This window comes from Bradyrhizobium sp. USDA 3311, assembly GCF_054062495.1.
The window spans coordinates 1,245,841-1,271,480 of sequence record NZ_JBSSFI010000001.1; the positions used below are offsets into that span (position 1 = coordinate 1,245,841).

Below are 25,640 nucleotides of genomic sequence, written 5' to 3' on the forward strand. Positions count from 1 at the left end.
TTGAAGATAAAGGGGAATTTGGGTCCCACTGTCATCACCCGCGAAGGCGGGTGATCCAGTATTCCAGAGGCAGCGTGAGGATACGGAAAGGCCGCGGCGTACTGGATGCCCCGCCTGCGCGGGGCATGACAGCGAATATGTGGATGCGGCGTTCCGCATAACAAAAAATCCGCCGGAGGTTGCCCTCCGGCGGATGATCTCTGGCAGCCTTCGACCGGCTTACGCCTTCATTGCGCCCTTCACGGCCTCGGCCGTGATCGGCAGCGCCCGCACGCGGGCGCCGCTGGCGTTGAAGATGGCGTTGCCGATGGCGGGGGCGATCACCGTCACCGCCGGCTCGCCGACGCCGGTGGCCTTCTCGCCATTGGCGATCACGGTGACCGCGACCTCGGGCATCTGGCTCATGCGCAAGGGCGTGTAGCTGTCGAAATTGGTCTGCTCGATGCCACCGCCCTTGAGCGTCGCCTTCTCGTACATCGCCAGCGACAGGCCCCACAGCGCCGCACCCTCGACCTGGGCGCGGATGTTGTCGGGATGCACCTGCGTGCCGACATCGGTTGCGACCGTGAGCTTCTTCACGGTCACCTCGCCCGACGGCGCCACCGCGACATGGGCGACGCACGCCGTCCAGCTTGCGGTCGCGCGCTCCTGCGACGAGACGCAGGCGACGCCCATGCCCTCGCCTTTCGGCAGTTGCCTGGTGCCGTAGCCGGACAGTCCCATTGCGGCGAGCAGCGTGTTGCGCAGCCGCTGCGCCCCGCCGTCGTTCTTGCCGGCACCTTCGAGCAGCGAGATGCGGAACTGCGCGGGATCCTTGCCGGTCGCAGCCGCGATCTCATCGATCATGCTTTCGACCGCCCAGAAGGTCCAGCCGGGCGCCACCGAGCGAAGCTGCCCGGACGGCGTCGCGTTGTGCGCGAGCTCGTTCTTGATCGCGCGCACATAATGGTTGGGCACGGTGTAGAAGAAGTCGGCACCGTTCACCGTGAAGCTGTCGAGTGGCCCCTTCTTGTCGACCGATGGCGTCAGGAAATCGGGGATTCCCCAGCGCGCGGTCGGCCAGGCGGAGACGACGTCGTGGCTGAGCGCGATGAGCTTGCCGTCGCCGTCCACGCCGGCCTTCACCTTCTGGTAGGTGAGCGGACGCGAGAAATCCATCGTCATGTCGTTCTCGCGCGAATAGATCACCTTCACCGGCTTGCCGACCGCCTTTGCCGCCTGCACGGCCGGAATCATCATGTCGGCATCGAGACGCCGGCCGAAGCCGCCGCCCAGCCAATGCTGGTGCATCACCACGAACTTCGGATCGATCCCGGCCGCGCCCGCGGCGATCGCGCCGGAGCGCGTCGCGAACTGGTTGCCGGAATAGATGTGCAGGATGTCGCCCTTGAACTCCGCGGTGGCGTTCATCGGCTCCAGCGGCGCGTGGATGTTGATGCTGGTGGTGTACTCGGCCTCCACCACCTTGGCCGCCGAACCGAAGGCCGCATTGGGATCGCCGTCCTTGACGAAGAACTGGCCGGAATCCTCGAGGCCCTGGAGCCGCTTGGCCTCGTCGAGCAGCGACTGGCTCGACAGCTTGGCGTTCGGACCGCCGTCATAGGCGATCTTCAGCGCATCCGCCGCCTTGCGCGCGTTGGCATAGGTGCCGGCCACTGCGACCACCCAGCCGGAGGTGGTTCCGGTCTTGTCGTCGAGGATGATGGCCTTGATGAAGCCGGGCACCTTCTTCGCTTCGCTGTCGTCGACCGATTTCACCGTGGCGCCGAAACGCACCGGCGGGGTCACCACCTTGCCGTAGACCATGCCCGGCAGCATCACGTCGATGCCGTACTTGGCGGTGCCGTTGGTCTTGGAGGGGATGTCGAGCTGCGGCACCGACACGCCGATCATGGTGTATTGATCCGGCGTCTTCAGCTTGATCGCCTTGAGCTCGTCCGGCGTGAAGGTCTTGGTCGCCTTGCCGCTCTTGACGATGTCGGCAAACGACATCTGCTTCTTCGACTTCGGATGCGAGACCATGGAGTCGCGCACCACCAGCTGGTCCTTGAAGTAGGGCGGCAGGCCCATGGCTGCTGCGGCGGCTTCCGTCAACGCAATTCGGCCGGCAGCGCCCGCCCGGCTCATCGCCTCGAAATTCATCATGGTTGACCAGCTGCCGCCGGTGATCTGCGCCCCCAGAACGGGATCGTTGAACTTCGGATCGTTGGAGGCGAGCTGCACGCGCATGTCGCTCCATTTCGCGCCCAGCTCCTCGCAGACGATCTGCGCCATGGTGGAGGCGATGTGCTGGCCCATGTCGGCCTTGCCGCAGGTCACGGTGACGAGACCGTCAGGCGAGATCGCATACCAGACGCTCGGCTCGAAATTGGCGGGCGCAGCGGCCGACGCCGGATCGATGCCGGGCACGCCGGCATAGCCGAGCACGAGGCCGGACGCGGCGGTGCCGACGAGGAAGGAGCGGCGGCTGAGATCGGTCGTCCCGGGGGCGACGTTGTTCACGTGCTTGTTCATGTGGACCTCCGCTCGTTGCCGGAGGCGGATGCAGTGCGCATCTCGGTTGCGGCACGCATGATCGCCTTCTGGATCCGCGAATAGGTCATGCAGCGGCAGAGATTGCCGTCCATGTGTGCGACGACCTCTTCCTTGGTCGGATTGGCATTCTTCGCGAGCAGCGAGGCTGCCTGCATGATCTGCCCGGACTGGCAGTAGCCACATTGCGGAACCTGCTCGGCGATCCATGCCTTCTGGAGCGGATGATCGCCCTTGGCGGAGAGGCCTTCGATGGTGGTGATCTTCTTGCCGGCAACATCGCCGACCATGGTCTGGCACGAGCGCACGGCTTCGCCGTTGACGTGCACGGTGCAGGCACCGCACAGGCCGGCACCGCAGCCGAACTTGGTGCCGGTCATCTGCAATTGCTCGCGGATAGCCCAGAGGAGCGGCGTGTCGTTCGCCGCATCCACGGACAGACTCCGCCCGTTGATGGTGAGAGTTGGCATAGGCGTCTTCCCCTGCCGGTGCATGAAGCCGCTTACGGCGGCAACTTGTATTGGCGGACGCCCACCGGGCTGGCGTCAACCTTGATCGCAAGAATGATCGCGTTCCGCCGCAGAGGCAAATGCAATCTGGAATTGATCGAAGTCATCTCGGCCTTTGCATGTTGTGCGTTGCGACAACGGAGCCGCCGCAGCGCGCATGATGCAAAGGAAAGCGGCAGACCTCGCGTCAAGCATGCATGCCATCGCCTTCAGGCGGTTTCTTCGAGGTAACCCGGCGGCTAGGATGGCCGCGACGAAACAAACAATAAAGGCGGGAGACATGCCGAAGATCGATCGGGACGGCGTCGGAATCTATTACGAGGTCCATGGCGACGGGCCGCCGCTGTTGCTCACGCACGGCTACTCATCGACCTCGGCGATGTGGCATGAACAGGTCGATGCGCTGGCGAAGGACCACAAGCTTGTCTTGTGGGACATGCGCGGCCACGGCCAGTCCGACTACCCCGACGATCCCAAGGCCTATAGCGAAGCGCTCACCGTCGGCGACATGGCGGCGATCCTCGATGCCGTCGGCTCGAAGCGCGCCGTCATCGGCGGGCTGTCGCTCGGCGGCTACATGTCGCTCGCCTTCACGCGCGCTTATCCGCAACGCGTCCGCGCGCTGCTGATCATCGACACCGGCCCGGGCTTCAAGAAGGACGATGCGCGCGAGGCCTGGAACGCACGGGCGCTTGCCACCGCCGACAGGCTCGAGCGCGAAGGTCTCGACGTGCTGAAGGCGGCGACGCGCGAGCGCGCCTCCGCTAGTCATCGCAACGCCAGCGGGCTGGCGCTCGCCGCACGCGGCATGCTGACCCAGCGCGATGCGAAGGTGATCGAGCTGCTTCCCGATATCAAGGCGCCGTCGCTGATCGTGGTCGGCGCCGACGACACGCCGTTCCTGGCCGCATCCGACTACATGGCGGCCAAGATCCCCGGCGCACAAAAGGTCGTGATCCCCGCCGCCGGACACGCCGTCAACATCGATCAGCCCAAGGCTTTTGTTGACGCGGTCGTGCCTTTCCTGAAGAACTTGCCGCAATAGGCCGGCCGGACGAGGATTTGAGGCGATGAAGCGAGCGATGTTGGTTGCGGGCGTCGTGGCGACACTTTTCTCGGCGCCCGTGCAGGCCGAGCCGTTTGGCACCATGCCGCCGCGCCGGCCCTTCGTCGCGACCTTGTCGAACAACACACCGCTCGCCTTCGGCATGGACGCCGAGCAGAGCGCGCGAGCCCTGGGGCAGCCGCTGCAATATGTACGGGGACGTCCCGGCAACGAGATCTACCTCGCGCTTCGCAACATCGGCGGCAGCGGCTTGATCCCCTACCGCCACCGCCTGTTCCTGCAATTCCGCCACGGACGGCTGGCGGGATGGAAGGAGGACTACGGCGAGAACTGGATGTGGGAATAACTGTCAACCCCTCATGGTGAGGAGCGCGGAACGCGCGTCTCGAACCATGCAGGCCCGCCTCTCGCAGCTCGGCCTCTATCCTTCGAGACGCGCGCGAAGGGCGCGCTCCTCAGGATGAGGGGGAGAGCTGAGTTCGCAATAAGAAGGACAACCCGCGTGGGACAAGACATCAAACTGACGGCCTCCGACAATTTCCAGCTGGGCAGCTATCGCGCCGATCCCGCAGGCAACCCGAAGGGCGCGGTGGTGGTGATCCAGGAGATATTCGGGGTCAATCATCACATCCGCTCGGTCTGCGATCGGCTGGCGAGCGAAGGCTATGTCGCGATCGCGCCGTCGATCTTCGACCGCACCTCGCCCAATTTCCAGTCGGGCTATACGCCCGACGAGATCGCCGAAGCGCGCAAGTTCGTCGCCAGCCCCGACTGGGCCGCGATGCTGCGCGACACCCAAGCCGCGATCGATGCGGTGAAGGGCGTAGGCCCGGTCGGCATCATCGGCTTTTGCCTCGGCGGCAGCGTCGCCTTCGTCGCAGCGACGCGGCTGTCGGGCCTGAAGGCCGCGATCGGCTATTACGGCGGCGCGGTCGTGCGCTTTGCCGACGAGACGCCGAAGGTGCCGACGCAACTGCATTTCGGCGAGAAGGATGCCGGCATTCCCCTGACCGACGTCGAGACCGTCAAGGCGAAACGGCCGGACGTGGAGGTCTTCATCTATCCCGGCGCCCAGCACGGCTTTCATTGCGACGAGCGCGCCAGCTACGACAAGGCGAGTGCCGACATCGCCTGGCCACGCAGCATGGAATTCTTCGCGAAGCATTTGACGTAAGGCGCACATCTCTCATCCGTCATTCCGGGATGCGCCGCGAAGCGGTGCAGGCCCGGAATCCATCGGGCCGCAGAAAATGGTGGCGCGATGGATTCCGGGTTCGCGACTTTGTCGCGCCCCGGAACGACGAGAGGAGAGAGCGGGAATCGGGTGGCCGCACCTTGCCCCCGGCGATAGAGCTGGCCGATCAAGCCAACACACGCCGGGAGATCGTCATGCAGCAGATCAACACGAACCTCGTCATCCGCAATCCCTTCGGCACGATGGACGTCCCCGGCCCGGACGATTCTGACGTCATGAGCTACGCCGCGGCCGCCACGCTTTCCGGCGATGCAGCCGACGGCAATGCGGCGCATTGGGCAGACATTTCTTCGCGCGCCGATCCGCTTGAAGGCATCTGGGCAAGCCGCTGGAACGGCGGCGCTGATCCAACCATCGCGGGCGATACGCCGGAGATGTGGAAGCAGGGCCGCGCGGAAATTCGCGTCGCGGGCAACCGGATCTATCTGCGTTTCGACTGGGACGATGGCCGCCGGCACGGGCTGATCGATGCCGCGCGCGAGGGCGCGGATCGCTTGGTTGGCAAGTACATCAACCTCACCAACCCTGCGATCACGCGGCCGTGGGTCGGGCGCGTGGTCGATGCCGCGCGCATCGACGGATGTTTTCCGGAAGGGCGGCTGGATTTCAGGAGATAGGTCGCGAGGTCGCCGACATCATCCCTGCCGTCATTCCGGGATGCGCCGCGCAGCGGTGCAGGCCCGGAATCCACCGTGCGTCAGAGATGGTGGAGAAATAGATTCCGGGCTCGCGCTACGCGCGCCCCGGAATGACGAGAGAGCTAGAACCAGCGCTCGCCGACGAACACGGTGTCGCCCGGTGCCAACGGCGTGCCGAGCGGAACCACGGCGCGCATCGAGCCGCCGGCTTCGGTATGCGTGACGGTGACCACGTCGCGCTTGGCGCGGGGCGAGAAGCCGCCGGCGATGGCGACGGCGCTTTCGACCGTCATGTTCGGCACGTAGGGATATTGGCCGGGCGCCGAGACTTCGCCGAGAATGAAGAACGGGCGATAGGCCTCGATCTCGACGGCGACCGAGGGCTCACGGATGTAACCGTTGCGCAGGCGCGCGGCGATTTCACCGGCGAGGCCCGCCGTGGTGCGGCCACGCGCCGGCACCGCGCCGATCAGCGGCATGGTGATGGAGCCGCCGGCATCGATCGCGTAGCTGTTGGTGAGACCTTCCTGGCCATAGACCACGACGCGCAGCTTGTCGCCGGCATCGAGATGGTAGGAGGCATCATAACGGACCGGCGCTCCCATCGGCGCGGCGTAGCCGACCGGCATCGGCGCAGGCGCGGAGGCAAAGGAGTTGCGCAGCGCGCCGATGGCGCCGCCACCGTCGGCGACGACAACCGGCTGCGGCGCGTTGTAGGGCTGGCCGTAGGCCATCGAATCGAGATCGGCGCGCGGCTGCATCACCGCGACGGGACCGGCGGTCTGCATGCAGCCGCCAAGGGCAAGCGCGGCGGACGCTGCCAACATCGACCATCGAAACGCGCGTGCAACCGGCACCGGACCTATCCCTCGAAACGAGACGGCTCCAGTGATGCACCGGTTATGGTTAATAAAGCGTTGAGGGGGCTGGAGCGCCGCGAGCAACGGGCACACTGCGCTCCCTCTCCCGCTCTTGTCCGCCGAAGCCTTGGCGAAGGCGGATGCGGGGCGCGACGAGCTTCGCTCGCGCTGAGAGGGCTGGGGAGAGGGTGTCTCCACAACGGGACAGTCCCCCGGGGGATAGAGCCCTCACCCGGCGCGCGGGACGATGCTTCGCATCGCCCGGGCACGCCGACCTCTCCCGCAAGCGGGAGAGGTGCAGCGAGTCCGGAGCTGACTTACGCGCTCACGCCGACGCCGATCGGGCAGGACACGCCGGTGCCGCCGAGGCCGCAATAGCCGGCGGGGTTCTTCGCCAGATATTGCTGATGGTAGTCCTCGGCGAAATAGAATGCGCCGGCGGGCGCGATCTCGGTGGTGATGGCACCGAGGCCCTTGGCCGCGAGCGCCTTCTGGTAGAGCGCCTTCGACTCGTCGGCCGCTTTCTTCTGCGCATCCGAGTAAGTGTAGATCGCGCTTCGGTACTGCGTGCCGACGTCGTTGCCCTGGCGCATGCCCTGCGTCGGGTTGTGGCTCTCCCAGAACGTCTTCAAGAGCTTCTCGTAGGAGACCTTGTTCGGATCGAACACGACCAGCACCACTTCGGTGTGGCCGGTGCGTCCCGAACAGGTCTCCTCATAGGTCGGATTCGGCGTGTGGCCGCCGGCATAGCCGACGGCGGTGGTGTAAACGCCATCGCCAAGCTCCCAGAACTTGCGCTCGGCGCCCCAGAAGCAGCCGAGCCCGAACACGGCCTGCTCGAGGCCGGCGGGATAAGGCGGCTGCAACTTGCTGCCGTTGACGAAATGGGTGCTCGCGGTCGGGATGGCTTGCGCACGGCCCGGCAGCGCCTCAGTTGCGCTCGGCAATGCGGTGGTCTTGCGCATGAACAGCATGGTCGGATCTCCGAAGAACGAGCTGTCCGTCGCTTGTGCCGACTCGAAAAGCCAGGCGCTCAGGCGGCGTGCTCGCGATCAGGTGGGAATATAGGCGTTTACGCGCGAAGGGGCAGCCTTGTTACGCGGCGCCGCGCGCGGGACTCAGTCCCGGGAATAGCCGATCAGCGGCTTGCGCGGGCGGAACAGGATCATCAGGAGGATGCCCAGGATGCCGAGGACGGCAAACACCGGCTGATCCAGCACAAGGCGGATCACCGAGGTCCAGAGCCAGGGCGCCTTGGCCTCGACCCAGGTCCGGAACGCCGACTGGCTGGCCTGATTGATGTCGTTCCAGAACTGGCCGAACCGGGTGAACTTGAGGGTCTGGTCGGCCACCCAGCGGGCGCCGTCATAGACCATGAAGATGAACCCGCCGGCGAGCAGCAACAGCCCAATCAGTCGGAAAAAGCCGCGGATCATGCCTCACCTTATATGGTCGTCCGGTCGGAGGACCCAAAGAAACGCCGCCAGCCAATAGCCGGGCGACGGCAGAAATTCAACCTCTTCAGGGCGTTACGGCACCCATTCAGGCCGCCAGAGCCGGTTTTCCGGGTCTTGAAAGCGTTGACGGTGCCAAAGACCCTCTCTATAAGGGCGCCAACTGGCGGCGGGCGCAATCCTGCCGCCGCTGTTCTTTGAGCAGTTGCAGGCTCTTTGAGGCCTCATGTTCCGGGAACAGCCTTGAACCGAACACCCTAAATCCGAGCGTCGATTACGCGGTCAAGCAAGCCGGCGCTACCCGACCAAGACGCGACCGGTACCCGCAAAGGACATTGAGACCATGGCCAATACCACCTCCGCCAAGAAAGCGACGCGCAAGATCGCCCGCCGCACCGCCGTCAACAAGTCGCGCCGCACCCAGATGCGTGGCGCCGTGCGCAACGTCGAGGAAGCCATCAAGACCGGCGACCGCGCCGCCGCCGTGAAGGCGCTGGCGAATGCCGAGCCCGCCTTGATGCGCGCCGCGCAGCGCAACATCATTCACAAGAACAATGCCAGCCGCAAAGTCTCGCGGCTCACCGCGCAGATCGCCAAGCTCGCCAAGTAAGTTCGCGAAGCAAGTTCGCGGACCAGGCTCGCCAAGCGACTGGCTGCAATCATCCGATCGGTTGATCCGCTCGACATCACGTTCGTCAATCAGCCCGGCCTCGCGCCGGGCTTTTTGCTGCCTGTCATATTCACGCAAGCAGTCACGCGCCAATCCTCGATTGGAGGATTTGCATCTCCGCACTATGATGCGTTCCGCAATTTTACCTCCAGCCTCGTTGCGGGTGATATTGCAACAGCGGAAACTTTCGCTGCGCTGCGCTGCGCTGCGAAAAACCCTTGCGAGGCGGGCCCAACTCGCACCTGCACGCGCGCCAGGTTCTGCACACCGTAGTTTCACCGGGACACATCGTGCGATGGAGTTACCCTGTGAAACGAGACTCAAAAAACGGTGTCTCGCTAATCACTTATCGACATAGCGATCACAAGCATTTGGAAAATTCGTCTGCACGTCGCGCGCGTGACGATTTTGTAAAAAATTTTTGGCTGTGACGAGGATTTGTCACATGACGCGGCGCATTTTCGATTCTGTGCACGAATCCAAAAACTTGGTCACGAGCCTGTGCACAAGTCGCGCGCGGCGTTAACGCTGGTCAAGTTTTTTGATGCATCGAGTGTGAATCAATTTCGTTGCGAGTCTTTCCGCTTAGTGTATTCCTTAAGTCGTTCGCGGCGCCCACGATCTTGAGACCAGCGCGGTTTTGGAAACGGGGCGAGCGTGCAAATCGGCGGCGGTGTGCACGTTGGCGACGCTTCAACAAGCGATTGTCGGTTCAAAACCCATAGCAACATGGGAATGGTAGCTCTTTGTCTGAATGTCTCCAAGCGAGATCCAAGCGCAAACGAGAGACATCTTGAGACTACCCCGACACGCGTGATTGGCGAAGCCGAGCGGACGAACAGTGCAGACGGGCAGGACATCGGCGACTTTAGCCGCGGATGTCTTCAGGACACGCAGGACCTTGCCGTGAGCAATCACGGCAGGACGGGGAGGTATCATGTCTTACGGACAGAACGCGGTATTGAAACAGGTTTTCCATTCCAACGATGCCGTTTTAAATCCGTCGGACACCCAGCCTCCCGCGTGTGACGGAGCGCCGAGTACGCGCTGACCTCGCGACCCCTCCATCTCTGACATCGCTGATCGGACGCGGCGTTCTCGCCGAACGGTCGAGCCATGTCTGACGATGGACTCGCTTTGAGGTCGCGCCATGCCAGGAACCCTATGGCAGGAACCCTGCATGGCGCTCACAACGCAACTAAATCTCTCAAGAGAAGTTTTGACGATGAACACATCGGAACAGGATCGCTGGTCACGCGTGAAGGGTCGGCTGCGCTCGAGCGTCGGCGAAGACATCTATACGAGCTGGTTTGCGCGCATGGATCTCGAAGACGTGCAGGATGAGAGCGTGCGGCTCTCGGTTCCCACGCGCTTCCTGAAGAGCTGGATCCAGGCCCATTATGCCGAGCGCGTGCTGTCGTGCTGGCAGGCCGAGATGCCGGAAGTGCATCGCATCGATCTCACCGTGCGCTCCGCGGTGCGCCCGGTCGCGCCGCCGAAGGAAGCCCCGGTGCCGGTCGAAACACGCCGCGCGCCTGCGCCGGAGCTGCGCTCGACTGCGACCGCGCCGGTCTCGGCCAATCATGACGCGCTCGGCGGCTCGCCGCTCGATCCGCGCCTGACCTTTGCGAGCTTCGTCATCGGCCGCTCCAACACACTGGCCCATGCAGCCGCGCGCCAGGTTGCCGAAGGACGTCGCGGCGATCCCGTCATGTTCAACCCGCTCTACATCCATGCCGGCGTCGGCCTCGGCAAGACGCATCTGCTCCAGGCGGTGACCTGGGCCGGCAATTCCGGCAACGAGCGTAAGGTGCTGTATCTCACGGCCGAGAAGTTCATGTACGGCTTCGTCGCCGCGCTGAAGACGCAGACGGCGCTCGCCTTCAAGGAAGCGCTGCGCGGTATCGACGTGCTGGTGATCGACGATCTCCAGTTCCTGCAGGGCAAGTCCACTCAGGCCGAGTTCTGTCACACGCTGAACGCGCTGATCGACGCCGGCCGCCAGGTCGTGATCGCGGCCGACCGTCCGCCGTCCGATCTCGAAAGCCTGGATGACCGCGTGCGCTCGCGGCTGGCCGGCGGCCTCGTGGTCGAGATGGGCTCGCTCGGCGAGGAGCTGCGCCACGGCATCCTCAAGTCGCGCGTCGCCGCCGCCCGCGCCCATCATGCGACGTTCGACGTGCCGGAGGAGGTGCTGCATTATCTCGCCCGCACCATCACCCATAACGGCCGCGACCTCGAAGGCGCGATCAACCGGCTCTTGGCGCATTCCAAGCTCAACAACCAGCCGGTGACGCTGGAGATGGCCGAGCGCGAGGTGCGCGACCTGGTCCGGCCGCAGGAGCCGAAGCGGATCAAGATCGAGGACATCCAGCGCGTGGTGGCGCGGCAGTATAATGTCAGCCGCTCCGACTTGCTGTCCTCGCGCCGCACCGCCAACGTGGTCCGTCCGCGCCAGGTGGCGATGTACCTCGCCAAGACGCTGACCCTGCGCTCGCTGCCCGAAATCGGCCGCCGCTTCGGCGGACGCGACCACACCACGGTGCTGCACGCCGTGCGCAAGATCGAGGCGCTGGTCTCCAAGGACACCGCGCTGTCGGAGGAAGTCGAGTCGCTGAAGCGCCAGCTTCAGGAATAAACGCCTATTTCTTTCACCTCTCCCCGCTTGCGGGGAGAGGTCGGAATACGCGCGCAGCGCGGATTCCGGGTGAGGGGGACTCTCGGCGCATCCAACTCTCACCTCCCTTGCGGTAACTCCCCCTCACCCCAACCCTCTCCCCGCAAGCGGGGCGAGGGAGCAGACCTATGCCTGAGCGGCGGCGGTGTTTTTGCCTGTAAATCGTGGGGAACTGCCTCCCGATCCCTTGAAACCGGGGGCCATCCGCGCCACCTTGCGCGACCCTGACGGCTTTGGTCATATCGGCTGGAGACCCCGGCCTGTCGGGGTCTTCGGTGCCGCGGCGCGCTTTTCGGCCGCCCGGCTTTTTTCATCTTGGGGATCGGGCGAGTAGTGCAATGAAGGTTACGGTCGAACGCGCGCAACTCCTGAAATCGCTGGGTCATGTCCACCGCGTGGTCGAGCGCCGCAATACGATTCCGATCCTCGGCAATGTGCTGGTCCGGGCCGAGAACGCGAAATTGTCGCTGAAGGCGACCGACCTCGACCTCGAGGTGACGGAAACGCTGCCCGCGGAAACCGCGACCGCCGGCTCCACCACCGTGCCGGCGCACATGTTCTACGACATCGTGCGCAAGCTGCCGGACGGCTCCCAGATCGTACTCGAGGCCGACGGCGACCGCGCCGTGCTGGCGATCCGCGCCGGCCGCTCGCGCTTCACGCTCCAGACCCTGCCGGAGAATGATTTCCCGGATCTGGCCGCCGGCGACATGTCGCATTCGTTCTCGCTCGCCGCCAAGGACGTCAAGCGGCTGATCGACCGCACCCAGTTCGCGATCTCGACCGAGGAGACGCGCTATTATCTCAACGGCATCTATCTGCACGCCGCCGGCACCGCCAAGGCCGCGACCCTGCGCGGCGTCGCGACCGACGGCCACCGCCTCGCCCAGCTCGACCTGGTCCAGCCCAAGGGCGCCGACGGCATGCCCGGCGTGATCGTGCCGCGCAAGACGGTCGGCGAGGTGCAGCGCCTGATCGAGGACACCGAAGCCGAGATGACGATCGAGCTGTCGCAGGCCAAGATCCGCTTTACGATCGGCAACGTCGTGCTGACCTCGAAGCTGATCGACGGCACCTTCCCCGACTACGGCCGCGTCATCCCGCAAGGCAACGACAAGGAGCTCGTCGTCGACAAGAAGGATTTCGAGAACGCGGTCGACCGCGTCTCCACCATCTCCAGCGAGCGCGGCCGGGCGGTGAAACTGTCGCTGTCGCCGGGCAAGCTGGTGCTGTCGGTGACCAACCCGGATTCCGGCAGCGCGACCGAAGAGCTCGAGGTCGAATACGCCTCCGACGCCCTCGATATCGGCTTCAACTCCCGCTATCTGCTCGACATCGCCGCCCAGATCGAAGGCGAGGTCGCGACCCTCAGGCTCGCCGACCCCGGCTCGCCCACCCTGGTCCAGGACCGCGACGACAAGAGCGCGCTCTACGTGCTGATGCCGATGCGGGTGTGAGGGCCGTGCTCCCTCGCCAGCACACACTGCCCTTAGAACCGCGCGCGATGCACGTTACTGCGCCCTCTCCCCCTGTGGGAGAGGGCTACACCAATGTTTGACGCAAGCTCACTTGGGTGAGGGGTTGGTGCCACGAGACCCGTCCCATCGACCGATCGCCCCGCCTCTCCGCCAATTTGCAAGGAAGATGCGGCACGAGCCGACTGACGCCGAGAGGGCAATGTGGCGCTTGTTGAGGGATCGTCGGCTCTCCACTTTCAAGTTTCGCCGACAGGAGCCGTTCAAGAACTACATTCTCGACTTTGTCTGTTTCGAGAAGAGGCTCGTGATCGAGATTGACGGAAGCCAACATGCGGAATCACAAGGCGACGCAACTCGTGACGCAGCCTTGTCCGCGGCAGGTTTCGCCATAGCGCGTTACTGGAACAACGAGGTGTTGCAACAGCCCGCGGCTGTGCTGGAAGACATTCTTGCAAAGCTCGCCACGCGGTAACATACCCCTCACCCGTCGCCTCACTTCGTGAGGCGCCACCCTCCCCCACAAGGGGGGAGGGAAAGGCACTGCCCGGCAATGACGAGTTAAAATGACCCCCTCCCGCATTCATCGCCTGACGCTGACGCATTTTCGCAATTATCGGGCGGCGGGGCTCGAGACGGCGGCTGACATGGTGGCGCTGGTCGGGCCGAACGGGGCGGGCAAGACCAATTGCATCGAGGCGATCTCGTTCCTGTCGCCGGGGCGCGGCCTGCGGCGTGCGACGCTGGAGGACGTTGCCGACAATCAGGGCGACGGCTCCTGGGCGGTATCGGCGCAGGTCGAGGGCGCATTGGGCCTCGCCACGCTCGGCACCGGCATCGAGCCGCCGCGCGCCGACGCTGCCGTGAGCCGGCGCTGCCGCATCGACCGCGAGCCGGTGAATTCGGCGGCCGCCTTCGGCGACCACATCCGCATGGTGTGGCTGACGCCGGCGATGGACGGGCTGTTCATGGGCGCGGCCTCCGAGCGACGGCGCTTCTTCGACCGCCTGGTGCTCGCCATCGACAGCGACCATTCCAGCCGCATCAACGCGCTTGAGCGCTCCCTCCGCTCGCGCAACCGCCTGCTCGAGACGCGCAATTACGACGACCATTGGTGTGACGCGATCGAGCGCGAGACCGCCGAGCTTGCGGTCGCGGTCTCAGCGACCCGCGGCCAGACCGCAGCAAGGCTGACCGGCATGCTGAACGCACGCGCGCAGGCTTCCGCCTTTCCTTCGGCGCAGATCGCGCTCGACGGCTGGATGGAGAACGCGCTGCTCCGGGAGACCGCGACGTCGGTCGAGGACCGCTACCGCCAGATCCTGCGCGACAACCGTCCGCGCGACGCCATCGCCGGCCGCACCACCGACGGCCCGCATTTGACCGATCTCCAGGTCATCTACGCGCCGAAAGGCATGCCGGCGCGCGATGCCTCGACCGGCGAGCAGAAGGCGCTTCTGATCGGCCTCGTGCTGGCGCACGCGACGCTGGTCGCCGAGATGACCGGCATCGTGCCGCTGCTGCTGCTCGACGAGGTCGTCGCCCATCTCGATCCGAACCGCCGCGCCGCGCTGTTCGAGGAGCTGAAGAAGCTCGGCGCGCAGGTCTGGCTGACCGGCGCGGACCCGGCCGCTTTCGCCGAGATCGGCGCCGGGGGCGAAGTCTTTGACGTCGAGAGCGGACGCGTCTCTGCCCGGCGCTAGAACGCCATTGAACCCGACGATTTCCCGCCGCGACTAGCTGTCGGAGGCCGCGCCGACGACGTCGCAGCCGTGACTGCGCGATGACATGAATCGCAATCTCTTGGAGAGTGAGATGCGGACGGTAAGGTCCGGGGCGCAAGCCCCGGCACGATGGCGGGCGTTTGCGTGCGGCCTCGCCCTGCTCGCAAGCTGCATGCTCGCGGCAACCGCCGGCGCCTTTGTGCCGGATCTGCCGCGGCTGTTTTCGGCAGAGCTCACACCGGACCCCGAGGCCAAGCTGCCCGCGCCGACCCGTTACAGCTACAGGGGGACCCACACCACCGTGGTGCAGGGCGTTAAAGCGCCGCTTCGCATCAGACTGGAGGCCACCGTACCCGCCGAGCTCGGCAACGTGCTCGCCTTCTACCGCACCGAGCTCAGCAAGCTCGGCTGGCAGGAGCAGCGCGACGGCGCGGTGATCGCCGCCGATCACGTCCAGCTCGCCTTCGCCTCCCCGCTGGGACCAGCGCTGCTGGAGCTCCACCGCAAGGACAGCAGCACCACGGTCAAGCTCGTGCAGAAGAACGCATTGGTCGCGACCGACGCGAACGTCATGCCCGAACCCGGCCAGGCCAAGCTGGTGTTCGCCAATATCAGCAAGACGGACGCCACGCTCACGATCAATGAGCAGACCATCAAGCGCGCCGCCGGCGCCCATGCGGTGTCGCTGGATCTGCAGCCCGGCAAATATTCCTACGAGATGAGCGTGCCGGGCCATCCAGCCACCACGAATGTCCTCGACGTCGCTGCCGGCGATACCTGGGAGCTCACCGTCGGGCCCGACGGTGACGCATGGTCGCCGCTCCTGCTGTATTGAGCCCTTTTGAACCTCACGGGTTCCTGCCGCGACTTCTCGTCTGAGGCCGCGCCGACGGTGTCGCAGCCTGCAATCGCGCGAGGGATCAAGACCCGCGCGAAATCCAGGAGTTTTGGCGATGTCGATCATCAAGCGCGGGACGCAGGTCCCGGTACGCTGGCGGCTGCTTGCATGCGGCCTTCTGCTCATGGCGAGCGCGTCTCTGCCCGCACGCGCCGACGATGGCATTGTCGACGTTCACGCGCTGCCGCAGCTCGAGGGTGCGGTGGAGGATAATTCGCGCCCCGATCCCTACCGCGTCGAATATCGCATGGCAACGCCGGAATCCGTGACATCGCCGGCGGTGAAGAAGCTCCTCGGCGCCGCCGGCTGGGTGCCCTATGTGCGGCCGCTGGAGGAGAAGAGCACCACGCTGAATTTCAAGAAGGGACGGCAGGGCCTGTCCGTTCATTTCACGCAGGCCCTCGGCCGGCCCGACCAGTCCGTGGTCTACTATTCGACCGACCGGATCTACGGCAACGTGCCGTTCCCCGACGGCGCGAGCGACATCGTGTTCGATGGCACAAGGCCCTATCTCGGCTGCATCGCGCCCAGCGCGCTCGATGCGACATCGGACTTTTACGCCAGCCAGATGGAAGCGATCGGCTGGCGCAAGCTCGCGCCGGAAACGGCCGCGCGCTGGACGACCAGCCTGGATGAGGCCGTTCCCAACGGCTTACGCGTGTTCTACGAGCATCCCGACAGCGAGGTCACCGGCTTCTACAAGCAGAAGCCCGTCATGCTGACGCTGACGCGCCGCGACGACGGCCGCACCAATGTCGACATCCGCGTCGCGCCCTTCGCGCTTCCCTTCGATCTCAAGGCCGACAGCGACGCCGCCGGGCTGCCGCGGCCAACTTTCACCAAGTCGTCGAGGGGGCTCGGCAGCGCAAGCTCCAGCAAGCGCGAGATGTCGGCGGCCGCGATGGCCGAGCTGCCCGCGGTGCAGGCCTTCTATCATCGCGAACTCGCCGCGCGCGGCTGGCAGGAGGACGGCAGCGCGCCGCTCGCGCCCGGCGACGAGGTGGCGATCAAGATCTCCAACGCCGAGGAAACCGGCGTGCTGCGGCTTGGCCGCAAATACGATTTCACCATGGTCAGCCTGACCGCGCAGGTGAAGGAAGCAGCCCTTGCCGCCCGCGCCAAGGCAAAGAAGGAGGCTGACGACAGATTCTTCAGCGATGCCGCGGCAGCCGCAAAGCAGGTCATCGCCGCCGACGAGGCGCGGCGCAAGGTGCAGGCGGCCGCGCTGTCCGATGCCCCGCTCAACGCGCTCGCCGACAGCAAGACGCCGGTGCCGCTGCCGGAGAACGCCGAGGGCGTGAAGTTCGAAGGCAGCGACGGCAGCCTCGAATTCTCGTCCACATCGAGCGTGAAGGCGCTGACCGCGTTCTACCGGGCCTCGCTGAAGCCATTGGGCTGGAACGAGCGGCCTTCGGTCATCAACCAGCCCAACATGGCGATGCTGGAGTTTGCCAAGGGCGGCAAGTCGATCTCCTTCACCGTGATGCAGATGGGCCCGAAGGTGAGGGTCAGCGCCGAGGGTTCGGGCCTTAAGGTGGCCGCCGCCAAACCTGCGGAGGTGCAGGCCAAGTCATCCGAACCGCTCAAGCCGGACACCGAATCCCAGCTGCCCGTGCCGACGCAGCGGTCGTCGACCTCGCTCGCCACCACGAAACTGCCGGGCAGCGAGACGCCGTTCCGCCGCGAGCTGGAGGCCAGCATCCCCGCCCCGCTCGGCGACGTGCTGGCGTTCTACCGCACCGAGCTTGGAAAGCTCGGCTGGCAGGAAAAGGCCGACGGTGCCGCCGTGTCCGCAGTTAGCGCGCAGATCGAATTCACCTCGCCGCAGGGCCCGGCCGTGCTCAAGCTTGGTCGCGCCAATGGCGAGACCACAGTCAATCTGGCGCAGAAGAATCCGGATGCCGCGACCAAGGCGGACATCATGCCCAAGCCGGGCCAGGCCAGGGTGATGCTCGGCAATATCGGGCCGAAGGAAGCATCGCTCACGATCAACAAGCAGACCATCAAGATCGCGGGCGGCGAAAACCATCCACAAGTGCTGGATCTGCCGCCCGGCACGTATTCCTACGAGCTACGCGTGTCGGGCCTTCTGGTGCGCACCGATACCGTCACCCTGGCCTCAGGCGAGGCCTGGGGCCTCAGCGACGATAAGAAACCGTCCCAGATATACTGAACCCGTGGCCCGGTCCGGGGCGCCGCGGCATCTCGGAACGCGCTTCTCCGCCCCGCAAAATCCACGCCTTCGGGGGGTGAAAAGGAGGGTCCGAATCGCGCTTTTTGCGGCGCCCAGAATCGGCCTTTGCGAGGCTTGAAAACCGGCCGAAAATCCCTATTTAGTCAAAGGGTTGCCGGAGGATACTTTGCGCTAGGCGCGAGCGGTCTTTCATGGCACAAATAGCCTCACATCAGCGCCTTTTGCGCGGCTGATTCGGGCGACATCTCGAAGGCCTCTTATGACAGAACCTGCTCGGCAGACGCCTGCCGAAAACGAGCCCTCAAATCCGAGCGATTACGGGGCGGAATCGATCCGCGTGCTCAAGGGTCTCGATGCCGTCCGCAAGCGCCCGGGCATGTATATCGGCGACACCGACGACGGCTCGGGCCTGCACCACATGGTGTACGAGGTCGTCGACAACGCGATCGACGAAGCGCTTGCGGGCCACGCCACGCGCGTCGATGTCGTGCTCAATGCCGACAATTCCGTCACCGTGCGCGACGACGGCCGCGGCATTCCCGTCGACATCCACAAGGGTGAAGGCATCTCGGCGGCCGAGGTCATCATGACCCAGCTCCATGCCGGCGGAAAGTTCGACCAGAACTCCTACAAGGTGTCCGGCGGCCTGCACGGCGTCGGCGTCTCCGTCGTGAATGCGCTGTCGAGCAAGCTCGGCTTGCGCATCTGGCGCGACAACAAGGAGCACTACATCGAGTTCGCCCATGGCGATGCCGTCGCACCGCTGGTGGTGGTCGGCGACGCGCCGGGCAAGCGCGGCACCGAGGTGACGTTCCTGGCCTCGCCCGACACCTTCAAGAACATCGAATATGATTTCGCGACGCTCGAGCACCGCCTGCGCGAGCTCGCCTTCCTCAACTCCGGCGTCAACATCGCCCTCTCCGACATGCGCCACGCGGTCGAGAGGCGCGAGGAGATGCACTATTCCGGCGGCGTCGAGGAATTCGTCAAATATCTCGACCGCAACAAGAAGGCGATCGTGCCGGCGCCGATCATGGTGCGCGCGGAAGCCAACGGCATCGGCGTCGAGGCGGCGCTGTGGTGGAACGACAGCTACCACGAGAACGTGCTGTGCTTCACCAACAACATCCCGCAGCGCGACGGCGGCACCCATCTCGCCGGCTTCCGCGGCGCGCTGACGCGCCAGGTCAACGGCTATGCCGAGGCCAATGCGAAGAAGGAAAAGATCGCGCTGACCGGCGACGATTGCCGCGAAGGCCTCACCGCCGTTCTGTCGGTCAAGGTGCCCGATCCGAAGTTTTCGTCGCAGACCAAGGACAAGCTGGTGTCCTCGGAAGTGCGTCCCGTGGTCGAGAACGTGCTCAACGAGGCGCTCCAGGCCTGGTTCGAGGAGCACCCTAGCGAAGCCAAGATGATCGTCGGCAAGGTGATCCAGGCCGCAGCCGCCCGCGAAGCCGCGCGAAAGGCGCGCGAGCTGACGCGCAAGAGCCCGCTCTCGGTCTCCTCGCTGCCCGGCAAGCTCGCCGACTGCCAGGAAAAGGATCCGGCCAAGTCCGAACTCTTCATCGTCGAGGGCGACTCGGCAGGCGGCAGCGCTAAGCAGGGCCGCAACCGCGAATTCCAGGCGGTGCTGCCGCTGCGCGGCAAGATCCTCAACGTGGAACGCGTGCGTCCCGACAAGATGCTGGGAAGCGAGCAGATCGGCACGCTGATCACCGCGCTCGGCACCGGAATCAGCGACGAGTTCTCGATCGAGAAGCTGCGCTATCACAAGATCATCGTGATGACGGACGCCGACGTCGACGGCGCCCACATCCGCACGCTGCTGCTCACCTTCTTCTACCGGCAGATGCGCGACATCATCGACGGCGGCTATCTCTACATCGCCCAGCCGCCGCTCTATAAGGTCTCCAGAGGCAAGTCCGAGCAGTACCTGAAGGACGAGCGGGCGCTGGAGGACTATTTGATCGAGACCGGTCTCGATGATTGCATATTCACGCCCGGCACTGGCGGCGACCGCAGCGGCCGTGACCTGCGCGGACTGATCGACGACGCCCGCGTCGTTCGCAGCATCCTGCGCAATCTGCACACCCGCTACAACCGCAAGGTCGTCGAGCAGGCCGCCATCACGGGCGTGCTGAACAAAGACATCTACGGCGATCCCGACAAGGCCGCCGCGGCCGCCCAATACGTCGCCGGACGGCTGGACAAGCAGGCCGAGGATGTCGAACGCGGATGGGTCGGCCACTACGTGGAAGGCCAGGGCTTCCAGTTCGAGCGCACTGTGCGCGGGGTCAAGGACGTCGCGATCATTGACTCCGCGTTCCTGGGCTCGGCCGAGGCCCGCAAGCTCGACGAATTTACGCCCAAGCTGCAGGATGTTTATGCCCGCCCCGGCAACCTTCGGCGCAAGGACGTCGAGCACACGGTCCACGGTCCGGTCGATCTGTTCGAAGCGGTCACCGACGCCGGCCGCAAGGGCGTCACCCTGCAGCGCTACAAAGGACTGGGTGAGATGAACCCGGAGCAGCTCTGGGAAACAACGCTGGATACCAATGCGCGCTCGCTGCTCCAGGTGAAGGTCAAGGAGGTCGACGAGGCCGACGACATCTTCACCAAGCTGATGGGCGACGTGGTCGAGCCGCGCCGCGACTTCATCCAGGAACATTCGCTCAGCGCGACGATCGATATCTAGCCCCGACCTCGTTGCACCTCTCCCGCTTGCGGGAGAGGTCGACGCGCCCCGGGCGATGCGAAGCATCGTCCCGCGCGCGGCGGGTGAGGGCTTTCTCCTCGCGGGGATATTCTCCGTAGATTTCGACAACCCCACCGCTGAAGCACTCCCACCCCAGCCCTCCCCCGCAAGCGGGAGAGGGAGCGCACCTCCTTCGTGGCGACCATCAAGCCCGAATTGCTACCGTGCCCAAATCTCGGTAGTTTGCGCCTCCGAAGTAGCCCGCCCCACCCAACAGGACAGCGAGAACCACCGTGGCGCCCATCCAGTACATCGTCGAGGGCGGTCACCGGCTCTCGGGCTCGATCGAGCCGTCCGGCAACAAGAATTCGGCGCTGCCGATCATCGCCGCCGCGCTGCTCACCGAGCATCCGGTGACGCTGGAGAACGTGCCGCGGATCCGCGACACGGAGACGCTGGTCGAGCTGATCCGCTCGGTCGGCGCGGCGGCGGAGTGGACCGCCCGCAACACGCTTCATATCCATGCCAAGAGCATCCGCGCTGCGGATCTCGACCCCGAGCTCTGCGTCCGCATCCGCGCCTCGATCCTGCTCGCGGGCCCCCTGCTCGCCCGCTGCGGCGAGGTGATGCTGCCGCCGCCCGGCGGCGACGTCATCGGCCGCCGCCGGCTCGACACCCATGTGCTGGCGCTGGAACAGCTCGGGGCCAAAGTCACCGCAACCGACCGGCTCGAATTCCGCGCGCCAAAGCTCGCCGGCGCTGACGTGTTCCTGGACGAGCCGAGCGTCACCGCGACCGAGAACGCGCTGGTGGCGGCGGTCGCCGCCGACGGCGTCACCTATTTGCGCAACGCAGCCTCCGAGCCGCATGTGCAGGACCTCGCCAACTTCCTGGTCGCGCTCGGCGCCAAAATCGAGGGCATCGGCACCAACACCATGATCGTGCACGGGCCGGCGACGCTGGGGGAAGCGACCTACCGGATCCAGCCCGACCATATCGAGGTCGGCTCGCTGATCGGGCTTGCCGCCGTGACGCGCTCGCCGCTTCGCATCGTGCGCGCCGGTGTCGAGCATCTGCGCTCGATCCGCATGGGTTTCGAACGGCTCGGCATCGTCTGCCGCGTCGAGGGCGACGACCTCATCGTGCCCTCGAACCAGACGCTGAAGATACAGGACGATTTCGGCGGCCACGTGCCGAAGCTGGAGGACCAGCCCTGGCCGGCCTTCCCCGCCGATCTGATGTCGATCGCGATCGTCACCGCCACGCAATGCGAGGGCGTGATCCTGATGTTCGAGAAGATGTTCGAATCGCGGATGTTCTTCGTCGACAAGCTGATCGCGATGGGCGCGCGTATCGTGCTCTGCGATCCGCATCGCGCCATCATCGCCGGTCCCAGCCGCCTGCGCGGCGCGCCGATGACCTCGCCCGACATCCGCGCCGGCATGGCGATGCTGCTGGCCGCGGTCTGCGCCGAGGGCACCTCGACCATCAACAACGCCGACCAGATCGAGCGCGGCTACGAGCGCATCGAGGAGCGGCTGAACGCGCTGGGCGCGAAGATCAAGCGCGTGCCCGAGCGGAAGAGCTGAGGCATCTTTCTTCCCTTCTCCCCTTGTGGGAGAGGGAAAAAACACGGGCCATGTTTTCGTCGCTCAGTGATGCTATTGAGTGACCATGCTCGACACCGTGCAACATCATTCGCAGCCGCAATCCGGCGTGCCGCAAAACCATCTCGCCGATGAGTTCGTCGAGACGCTGCGGCTGGCCGTGCCGATGATGCTGACGCAGCTCGGACAGATCGCGATGATCACGACCGATCTCGCGCTGATCGGGAGGCTCGGCGAGGATGCGGTCGCCGCCGCCGCGCTGGCGCATACGGTTTATTTCGTCAGCTTTACCTTCGGGCTCGGATTGATGGCTGCGGTGTCGCCGCTGGTGGCGCAGGCGTTCGGCGCCGGCGACGTCAGGCGCATCCGCCGCGCCTTGCGCGTCGGCCTGTGGGTCGCGCTGCTGATCTCGCTGCCGATGATGGCCTCGCCGCTTTATGGCGAACACATCCTGATCGCTCTCGGACAGGTGCCGCAATCGGCCGCGCTCGCCCAGCGCTATCTGAACGGCCTCGCCTGGGGCATCGCACCGGCGCTCGGCTTCATCGCGCTGCGCAGCATGATGAGCGCGGTGAACCGGCCGCAGCCGCCGCTGTGGATCACGGTCGCGGCGATCCCCGTCAATGCTGCGCTGGTCTATGTCCTGATCCACGGGTTGTTCGGCCTGCCGGAGCTCGGCCTGTTCGGCGCCGGGCTTGCGACCACGCTCGTCAATCTCGGCACCTTCCTCGCCGTGCTCGCCATCGCCGCATGGCGAAAGCCATTCGCGGACTACCGCCCGCTCGCCCATCTCTGGCGGATCGACTGGCCCCTGATGCGCCAGCTCATCGCGCTCGGCGCGCCGATCTCGTTTTCCCTGCTGCTGGAATATGGCCTGTTCTCGTCCGCCGCGCTGCTGATGGGGTTGATCTCGACCACGGCGCTTGCCGCGCACCAGATTGCGCTCCAGGTCACGGCCGTGCTGTTCATGGTCCCGCTCGGCATCGGCATGGCGGCGACGGTCCGCGTCGGCCACGCCTTCGGCCGCAACGACCCGGCCGCGGTGAGACGTGCGGGCCTCGTCGCTGCGGTGCTTGGCGTGGCGCTGGTCTCGGCCCTGACGGTTGCCATCATCCTCGGCCGCTACGAGCTCGGACGGCTGTTCTTCGGCGGCAGCGAGGCCAGCGCGGCAACGATCGAGCTGACGGCGACACTGCTGCTGGTCGGCGCGACCTTCTTCATCGCCGACGGCCTCCAGACCATTATGGGTGGCGCACTGCGCGGCATCAATGACACCAGGATGACGCTGGTGTTCGCGGCGATCGGCTATTGGTGCGTCGCCTTTCCCGTCGCCTGGGTCCTGGCTTTCCACACCGGGCTGGGCGCAGTCGGCGTCTGGATCGGATTCTCGATCGGCACGTTCGTCTATGCCGGCCTCCTGGTCTTGCGCTTCCGGATGCTGGCGCGCAGACTGGCGGGATGATCGGCACAGTCCGCGAAGTTCCTCCCAATGTCGACGCTGGCACGCTGCTGGCGGGCGCGCAGTTCGTCGACGCATTTCGCGTGGAGATCGGCGCAACGGCGGTGAATGCCCGCGAGGCCTGCGTGCGGATGGTTCTGCACGGACCGCGCTGGGTCGATGCGCTCATACGCCTGCGCAACATCCTGGTGAGACCGTTCGGACTGAAGACCTCGGGCGAAGGCGCACCGGCGCCGTATGGCCTGATCGGATTGTTTCCGGTGGTCAGCGAAACACCCGAGCGGCTGGTCGCGGGCTTCAACGATTCCCATCTCGATTTCCGCCTCGTCGTCGATGTCGCCGGAACGCCGGCGAACCGCCAGGTGACATCGACCACGCTGGTGCGCACCCACAATCTGCTCGGCCGGACCTATCTCGCCCTCATCATGCCCTTCCACAAGTTCGTGGTCCGCGGCATGATGAAGCGCATCGGGGAACTGGCGAGATGACCCTGTCCGTCGACCTCTTCTACTCCTACCGCAGTCCCTTCAGCTATCTGGCGCTGCCGAAGACGCTGAAGCTCGTCGCGGAGTATGACCTCGCGGTGAACCTGCGACCGGTCTATCCGCTCGCAGTCCGCGTCCCCGGCTTCTTCAAGAAGGCCAGCCCGAACTTCATTCGCTATGTGGTGCTCGACAGCACGCGCGTCGCGCAGCACGAGGGCATTCCGTTCCGCTTTCCGAGGCCAGATCCGATCGTGCAGGACAAGACGACGTTCGATGTCGCGGCCGAGCAACCCTACATCCACCGGCTGACCCGGCTGGGCGCGATGGCGCAGCTCGAGGGCCGTTCGCTCGCATTCACCGATGCAATTGCGCGCGTGCTGTGGGACGGCTCGGTGGCGGGCTGGAACGAAGGCGATCATCTCGCCCGCGCTGCCGAGAAGGCCGGCTTCGATCTCGCCGCGATGGATGCTGCGATCAGCGCCGATCCGGATCGTTACGAGCAGGTGATCGCGGAGAACGAGAAGGACCACGCCGCCTCCGGCCATTGGGGCGTGCCGACCTTCGTGTTCGAGAACGAGCCGTTCTTCGGCCAGGACCGCATCGATCTGCTGGTCTGGCGCATGCAGGACAAGGGCCTGACGAAGCGGTAGGGCAAGTCCTGATGCGTACCGGCCTCGGCCCATGACCGACATAGGTCAACATGCCGCGGCCGGGCGTGCATCCGCGTTGATCCCGGTCAAATGACGCATCTCGCCGGCTGCATAGCGTCTCCTCCCGGAAGGAGCCGCGATCATGCTGCCGTTCACGATCGAGCAATTCCTAGGTGTTTTTGCGAGCTACAACCGGGCAATCTGGCCGATGCAGGTTCTCGCATATCTGTTGGGCGGGCTGGCCTTCGTGCTGGTGTTTCGCAAGGACAGATGGGCCGATCAGATCGTCGCCGGCATTCTTGCGGCGATGTGGGCATGGACCGGGATCGTCTATCACCTGACCTTCTTCGCAACGATCAACAAGCTGGCCTACATTTTCGGCGCATTGTTTGTCGTCCAGGCTGCGGCCTTCGTCTATTTCGGCGTGTGCCAAAACCGGATCGATTTCGACTACAATGAGGAATCAGCGGGGGTTATCGGAGTCGCGTTCGTGTTCTACGCGGCGGCGATCTACCCCCTGTTCGGCCTCGAGATGGGTCAGCACCCCAACGAACTGCCGATGTTCGGAGTCACGCCGTGTCCCGTCACCATCTTCAGCTTCGGCATGTTGCTGCTGACAAGGCAGCCGGTCCCGCGCTGGCTCCTTGTGATCCCGTTTCTATGGTCGCTTGTCGGCGGCAGCGCCGCGATACTGCTCCGCGTGCCGCAAGACTGGGCGCTGTTGGTGGCTGGAGCTGTCTCTCTGGCACTGCTGATCCAGCGTGACCGGCGGGTCGCATCGGCCTGCTAGTT

The 25,640-nt window shown here is 65.2% G+C and carries 22 protein-coding genes; 17 read left to right on the top strand and 5 right to left on the bottom strand.

Going from position 1 to position 25,640, the window contains the following annotated elements:
• Positions 1-219: 219 nt before the first annotated feature.
• Together ACVWW6_RS05955 and ACVWW6_RS05960 are read right to left on the bottom strand one after the other, a co-directional pair.
• On the bottom strand, positions 220-2,514 hold the full coding sequence (locus ACVWW6_RS05955; protein WP_456680342.1) for a molybdopterin cofactor-binding domain-containing protein: 2,295 nt from the start codon (positions 2,512-2,514) through the stop codon (positions 220-222).
• The gene (locus tag ACVWW6_RS05960; protein ID WP_456680343.1) at positions 2,511-3,002 is read right to left on the bottom strand and encodes a (2Fe-2S)-binding protein; all 492 of its coding nucleotides are present in this window, start codon (positions 3,000-3,002) and stop codon (positions 2,511-2,513) included. Before ACVWW6_RS05960 ends, ACVWW6_RS05955 begins: the two co-directional genes overlap by 4 nt.
• 319 nt (positions 3,003-3,321) lie before the next feature.
• On the opposite strand from ACVWW6_RS05960, the gene ACVWW6_RS05965 reads away from it, so the two are divergent.
• The 4 genes from ACVWW6_RS05965 to ACVWW6_RS05980 all read left to right on the top strand — a co-directional run bounded on the left by ACVWW6_RS05965 (position 3,322) and on the right by ACVWW6_RS05980 (position 5,979).
• Positions 3,322-4,086, top strand: coding sequence for an alpha/beta fold hydrolase (locus ACVWW6_RS05965; protein ID WP_456680344.1), 765 nt, complete (start codon positions 3,322-3,324; stop codon positions 4,084-4,086).
• Between the two features lie 25 nt (positions 4,087-4,111).
• A complete protein-coding gene (locus tag ACVWW6_RS05970) occupies positions 4,112-4,453 on the top strand; it encodes a hypothetical protein (protein WP_028172557.1) in 342 nt (113 codons plus the stop codon).
• Positions 4,454-4,609: 156 nt separating this feature from the next.
• Positions 4,610-5,281 (top strand): dienelactone hydrolase family protein, encoded by a 672-nt coding sequence (locus tag ACVWW6_RS05975; RefSeq protein WP_456680345.1) that lies wholly within the window; start codon positions 4,610-4,612, stop codon positions 5,279-5,281.
• A 215-nt stretch (positions 5,282-5,496) separates the two neighbouring features.
• Positions 5,497-5,979 carry a hypothetical protein gene (locus ACVWW6_RS05980; RefSeq protein WP_456680346.1) on the top strand — a complete coding sequence of 161 codons (483 nt, stop codon included), beginning with the start codon at positions 5,497-5,499 and terminating at the stop codon, positions 5,977-5,979.
• A 143-nt stretch (positions 5,980-6,122) separates the two neighbouring features.
• Here the strand turns inward: ACVWW6_RS05980 and ACVWW6_RS05985 are convergent, their stop codons facing one another.
• From ACVWW6_RS05985 to ACVWW6_RS05995, 3 genes are all read right to left on the bottom strand, one after another.
• Positions 6,123-6,827, bottom strand: coding sequence for a polysaccharide biosynthesis/export family protein (locus ACVWW6_RS05985; protein ID WP_231166607.1), 705 nt, complete (start codon positions 6,825-6,827; stop codon positions 6,123-6,125).
• A gap of 350 nt (positions 6,828-7,177) precedes the next feature.
• Positions 7,178-7,834 (bottom strand): peptide-methionine (S)-S-oxide reductase MsrA, encoded by a 657-nt coding sequence (msrA, locus tag ACVWW6_RS05990; RefSeq protein ID WP_304550088.1) that lies wholly within the window; start codon positions 7,832-7,834, stop codon positions 7,178-7,180.
• Positions 7,835-7,978: 144 nt separating this feature from the next.
• Positions 7,979-8,296 carry a hypothetical protein gene (locus ACVWW6_RS05995; RefSeq protein WP_011083655.1) on the bottom strand — a complete coding sequence of 106 codons (318 nt, stop codon included), beginning with the start codon at positions 8,294-8,296 and terminating at the stop codon, positions 7,979-7,981.
• Positions 8,297-8,657: 361 nt separating this feature from the next.
• On the opposite strand from ACVWW6_RS05995, the gene rpsT reads away from it, so the two are divergent.
• The 13 genes from rpsT to ACVWW6_RS06060 all read left to right on the top strand — a co-directional run bounded on the left by rpsT (position 8,658) and on the right by ACVWW6_RS06060 (position 25,638).
• Positions 8,658-8,924 carry a 30S ribosomal protein S20 gene (gene rpsT, locus ACVWW6_RS06000; protein WP_011083654.1) on the top strand — a complete coding sequence of 89 codons (267 nt, stop codon included), beginning with the start codon at positions 8,658-8,660 and terminating at the stop codon, positions 8,922-8,924.
• 1,285 nt (positions 8,925-10,209) lie between these two features.
• Positions 10,210-11,622 carry a chromosomal replication initiator protein DnaA gene (gene dnaA / locus ACVWW6_RS06005; RefSeq protein ID WP_028172553.1) on the top strand — a complete coding sequence of 471 codons (1,413 nt, stop codon included), beginning with the start codon at positions 10,210-10,212 and terminating at the stop codon, positions 11,620-11,622.
• A gap of 377 nt (positions 11,623-11,999) precedes the next feature.
• Entirely contained in the window at positions 12,000-13,118 is a 1,119-nt protein-coding gene (dnaN, locus tag ACVWW6_RS06010; protein WP_011083651.1) for a DNA polymerase III subunit beta, read from the top strand.
• Positions 13,119-13,245: 127 nt separating this feature from the next.
• Positions 13,246-13,611 (top strand): endonuclease domain-containing protein, encoded by a 366-nt coding sequence (locus ACVWW6_RS06015; RefSeq protein WP_011083650.1) that lies wholly within the window; start codon positions 13,246-13,248, stop codon positions 13,609-13,611.
• 91 nt (positions 13,612-13,702) lie between these two features.
• The gene (recF, locus tag ACVWW6_RS06020; protein WP_456680347.1) at positions 13,703-14,839 is read left to right on the top strand and encodes a DNA replication/repair protein RecF; all 1,137 of its coding nucleotides are present in this window, start codon (positions 13,703-13,705) and stop codon (positions 14,837-14,839) included.
• Positions 14,840-14,951: 112 nt separating this feature from the next.
• A complete protein-coding gene (locus ACVWW6_RS06025) occupies positions 14,952-15,695 on the top strand; it encodes a hypothetical protein (protein WP_304550071.1) in 744 nt (247 codons plus the stop codon).
• 118 nt (positions 15,696-15,813) lie between these two features.
• Positions 15,814-17,931 carry a hypothetical protein gene (locus ACVWW6_RS06030; protein WP_456680348.1) on the top strand — a complete coding sequence of 706 codons (2,118 nt, stop codon included), beginning with the start codon at positions 15,814-15,816 and terminating at the stop codon, positions 17,929-17,931.
• Between the two features lie 280 nt (positions 17,932-18,211).
• On the top strand, positions 18,212-20,647 hold the full coding sequence (gene gyrB / locus ACVWW6_RS06035; RefSeq protein WP_404524748.1) for a DNA topoisomerase (ATP-hydrolyzing) subunit B: 2,436 nt from the start codon (positions 18,212-18,214) through the stop codon (positions 20,645-20,647).
• A gap of 293 nt (positions 20,648-20,940) precedes the next feature.
• A complete protein-coding gene (gene murA / locus ACVWW6_RS06040; protein WP_028172548.1) occupies positions 20,941-22,236 on the top strand; it encodes a UDP-N-acetylglucosamine 1-carboxyvinyltransferase in 1,296 nt (431 codons plus the stop codon).
• Between the two features lie 85 nt (positions 22,237-22,321).
• Positions 22,322-23,716, top strand: coding sequence for an MATE family efflux transporter (locus ACVWW6_RS06045; RefSeq protein ID WP_028172547.1), 1,395 nt, complete (start codon positions 22,322-22,324; stop codon positions 23,714-23,716).
• Positions 23,713-24,201 (top strand): DUF2867 domain-containing protein, encoded by a 489-nt coding sequence (locus ACVWW6_RS06050; RefSeq protein ID WP_456680349.1) that lies wholly within the window; start codon positions 23,713-23,715, stop codon positions 24,199-24,201. The genes ACVWW6_RS06045 and ACVWW6_RS06050 overlap by 4 nt, the downstream gene beginning before the upstream one ends.
• Positions 24,198-24,848 (top strand): 2-hydroxychromene-2-carboxylate isomerase, encoded by a 651-nt coding sequence (locus tag ACVWW6_RS06055; protein WP_011083641.1) that lies wholly within the window; start codon positions 24,198-24,200, stop codon positions 24,846-24,848. Before ACVWW6_RS06050 ends, ACVWW6_RS06055 begins: the two co-directional genes overlap by 4 nt.
• Positions 24,849-24,990: 142 nt before the next feature.
• Entirely contained in the window at positions 24,991-25,638 is a 648-nt protein-coding gene (locus ACVWW6_RS06060) for a DUF6064 family protein (protein ID WP_011083640.1), read from the top strand.
• The last annotated feature ends 2 nt before the right edge of the window (positions 25,639-25,640 follow it).

Coding starts and splice junctions, on each gene's coding strand:
- ACVWW6_RS05955 (WP_456680342.1), bottom strand. CDS start 2,514: ATGAACAAGCACGTGAACAACGTCGCCCCCGGGACGACCGATCTCAGC.
- ACVWW6_RS05960 (WP_456680343.1), bottom strand. CDS start 3,002: ATGCCAACTCTCACCATCAACGGGCGGAGTCTGTCCGTGGATGCGGCG.
- ACVWW6_RS05965 (WP_456680344.1), top strand. CDS start 3,322: ATGCCGAAGATCGATCGGGACGGCGTCGGAATCTATTACGAGGTCCAT.
- ACVWW6_RS05970 (WP_028172557.1), top strand. CDS start 4,112: ATGAAGCGAGCGATGTTGGTTGCGGGCGTCGTGGCGACACTTTTCTCG.
- ACVWW6_RS05980 (WP_456680346.1), top strand. CDS start 5,497: ATGCAGCAGATCAACACGAACCTCGTCATCCGCAATCCCTTCGGCACG.
- ACVWW6_RS05985 (WP_231166607.1), bottom strand. CDS start 6,827: ATGTTGGCAGCGTCCGCCGCGCTTGCCCTTGGCGGCTGCATGCAGACC.
- msrA (WP_304550088.1), bottom strand. CDS start 7,834: ATGCTGTTCATGCGCAAGACCACCGCATTGCCGAGCGCAACTGAGGCG.
- ACVWW6_RS05995 (WP_011083655.1), bottom strand. CDS start 8,296: ATGATCCGCGGCTTTTTCCGACTGATTGGGCTGTTGCTGCTCGCCGGC.
- rpsT (WP_011083654.1), top strand. CDS start 8,658: ATGGCCAATACCACCTCCGCCAAGAAAGCGACGCGCAAGATCGCCCGC.
- dnaA (WP_028172553.1), top strand. CDS start 10,210: ATGAACACATCGGAACAGGATCGCTGGTCACGCGTGAAGGGTCGGCTG.
- dnaN (WP_011083651.1), top strand. CDS start 12,000: ATGAAGGTTACGGTCGAACGCGCGCAACTCCTGAAATCGCTGGGTCAT.
- recF (WP_456680347.1), top strand. CDS start 13,703: ATGACCCCCTCCCGCATTCATCGCCTGACGCTGACGCATTTTCGCAAT.
- ACVWW6_RS06025 (WP_304550071.1), top strand. CDS start 14,952: ATGCGGACGGTAAGGTCCGGGGCGCAAGCCCCGGCACGATGGCGGGCG.
- ACVWW6_RS06030 (WP_456680348.1), top strand. CDS start 15,814: ATGTCGATCATCAAGCGCGGGACGCAGGTCCCGGTACGCTGGCGGCTG.
- gyrB (WP_404524748.1), top strand. CDS start 18,212: ATGACAGAACCTGCTCGGCAGACGCCTGCCGAAAACGAGCCCTCAAAT.
- ACVWW6_RS06045 (WP_028172547.1), top strand. CDS start 22,322: ATGCTCGACACCGTGCAACATCATTCGCAGCCGCAATCCGGCGTGCCG.
- ACVWW6_RS06050 (WP_456680349.1), top strand. CDS start 23,713: ATGATCGGCACAGTCCGCGAAGTTCCTCCCAATGTCGACGCTGGCACG.
- ACVWW6_RS06055 (WP_011083641.1), top strand. CDS start 24,198: ATGACCCTGTCCGTCGACCTCTTCTACTCCTACCGCAGTCCCTTCAGC.
- ACVWW6_RS06060 (WP_011083640.1), top strand. CDS start 24,991: ATGCTGCCGTTCACGATCGAGCAATTCCTAGGTGTTTTTGCGAGCTAC.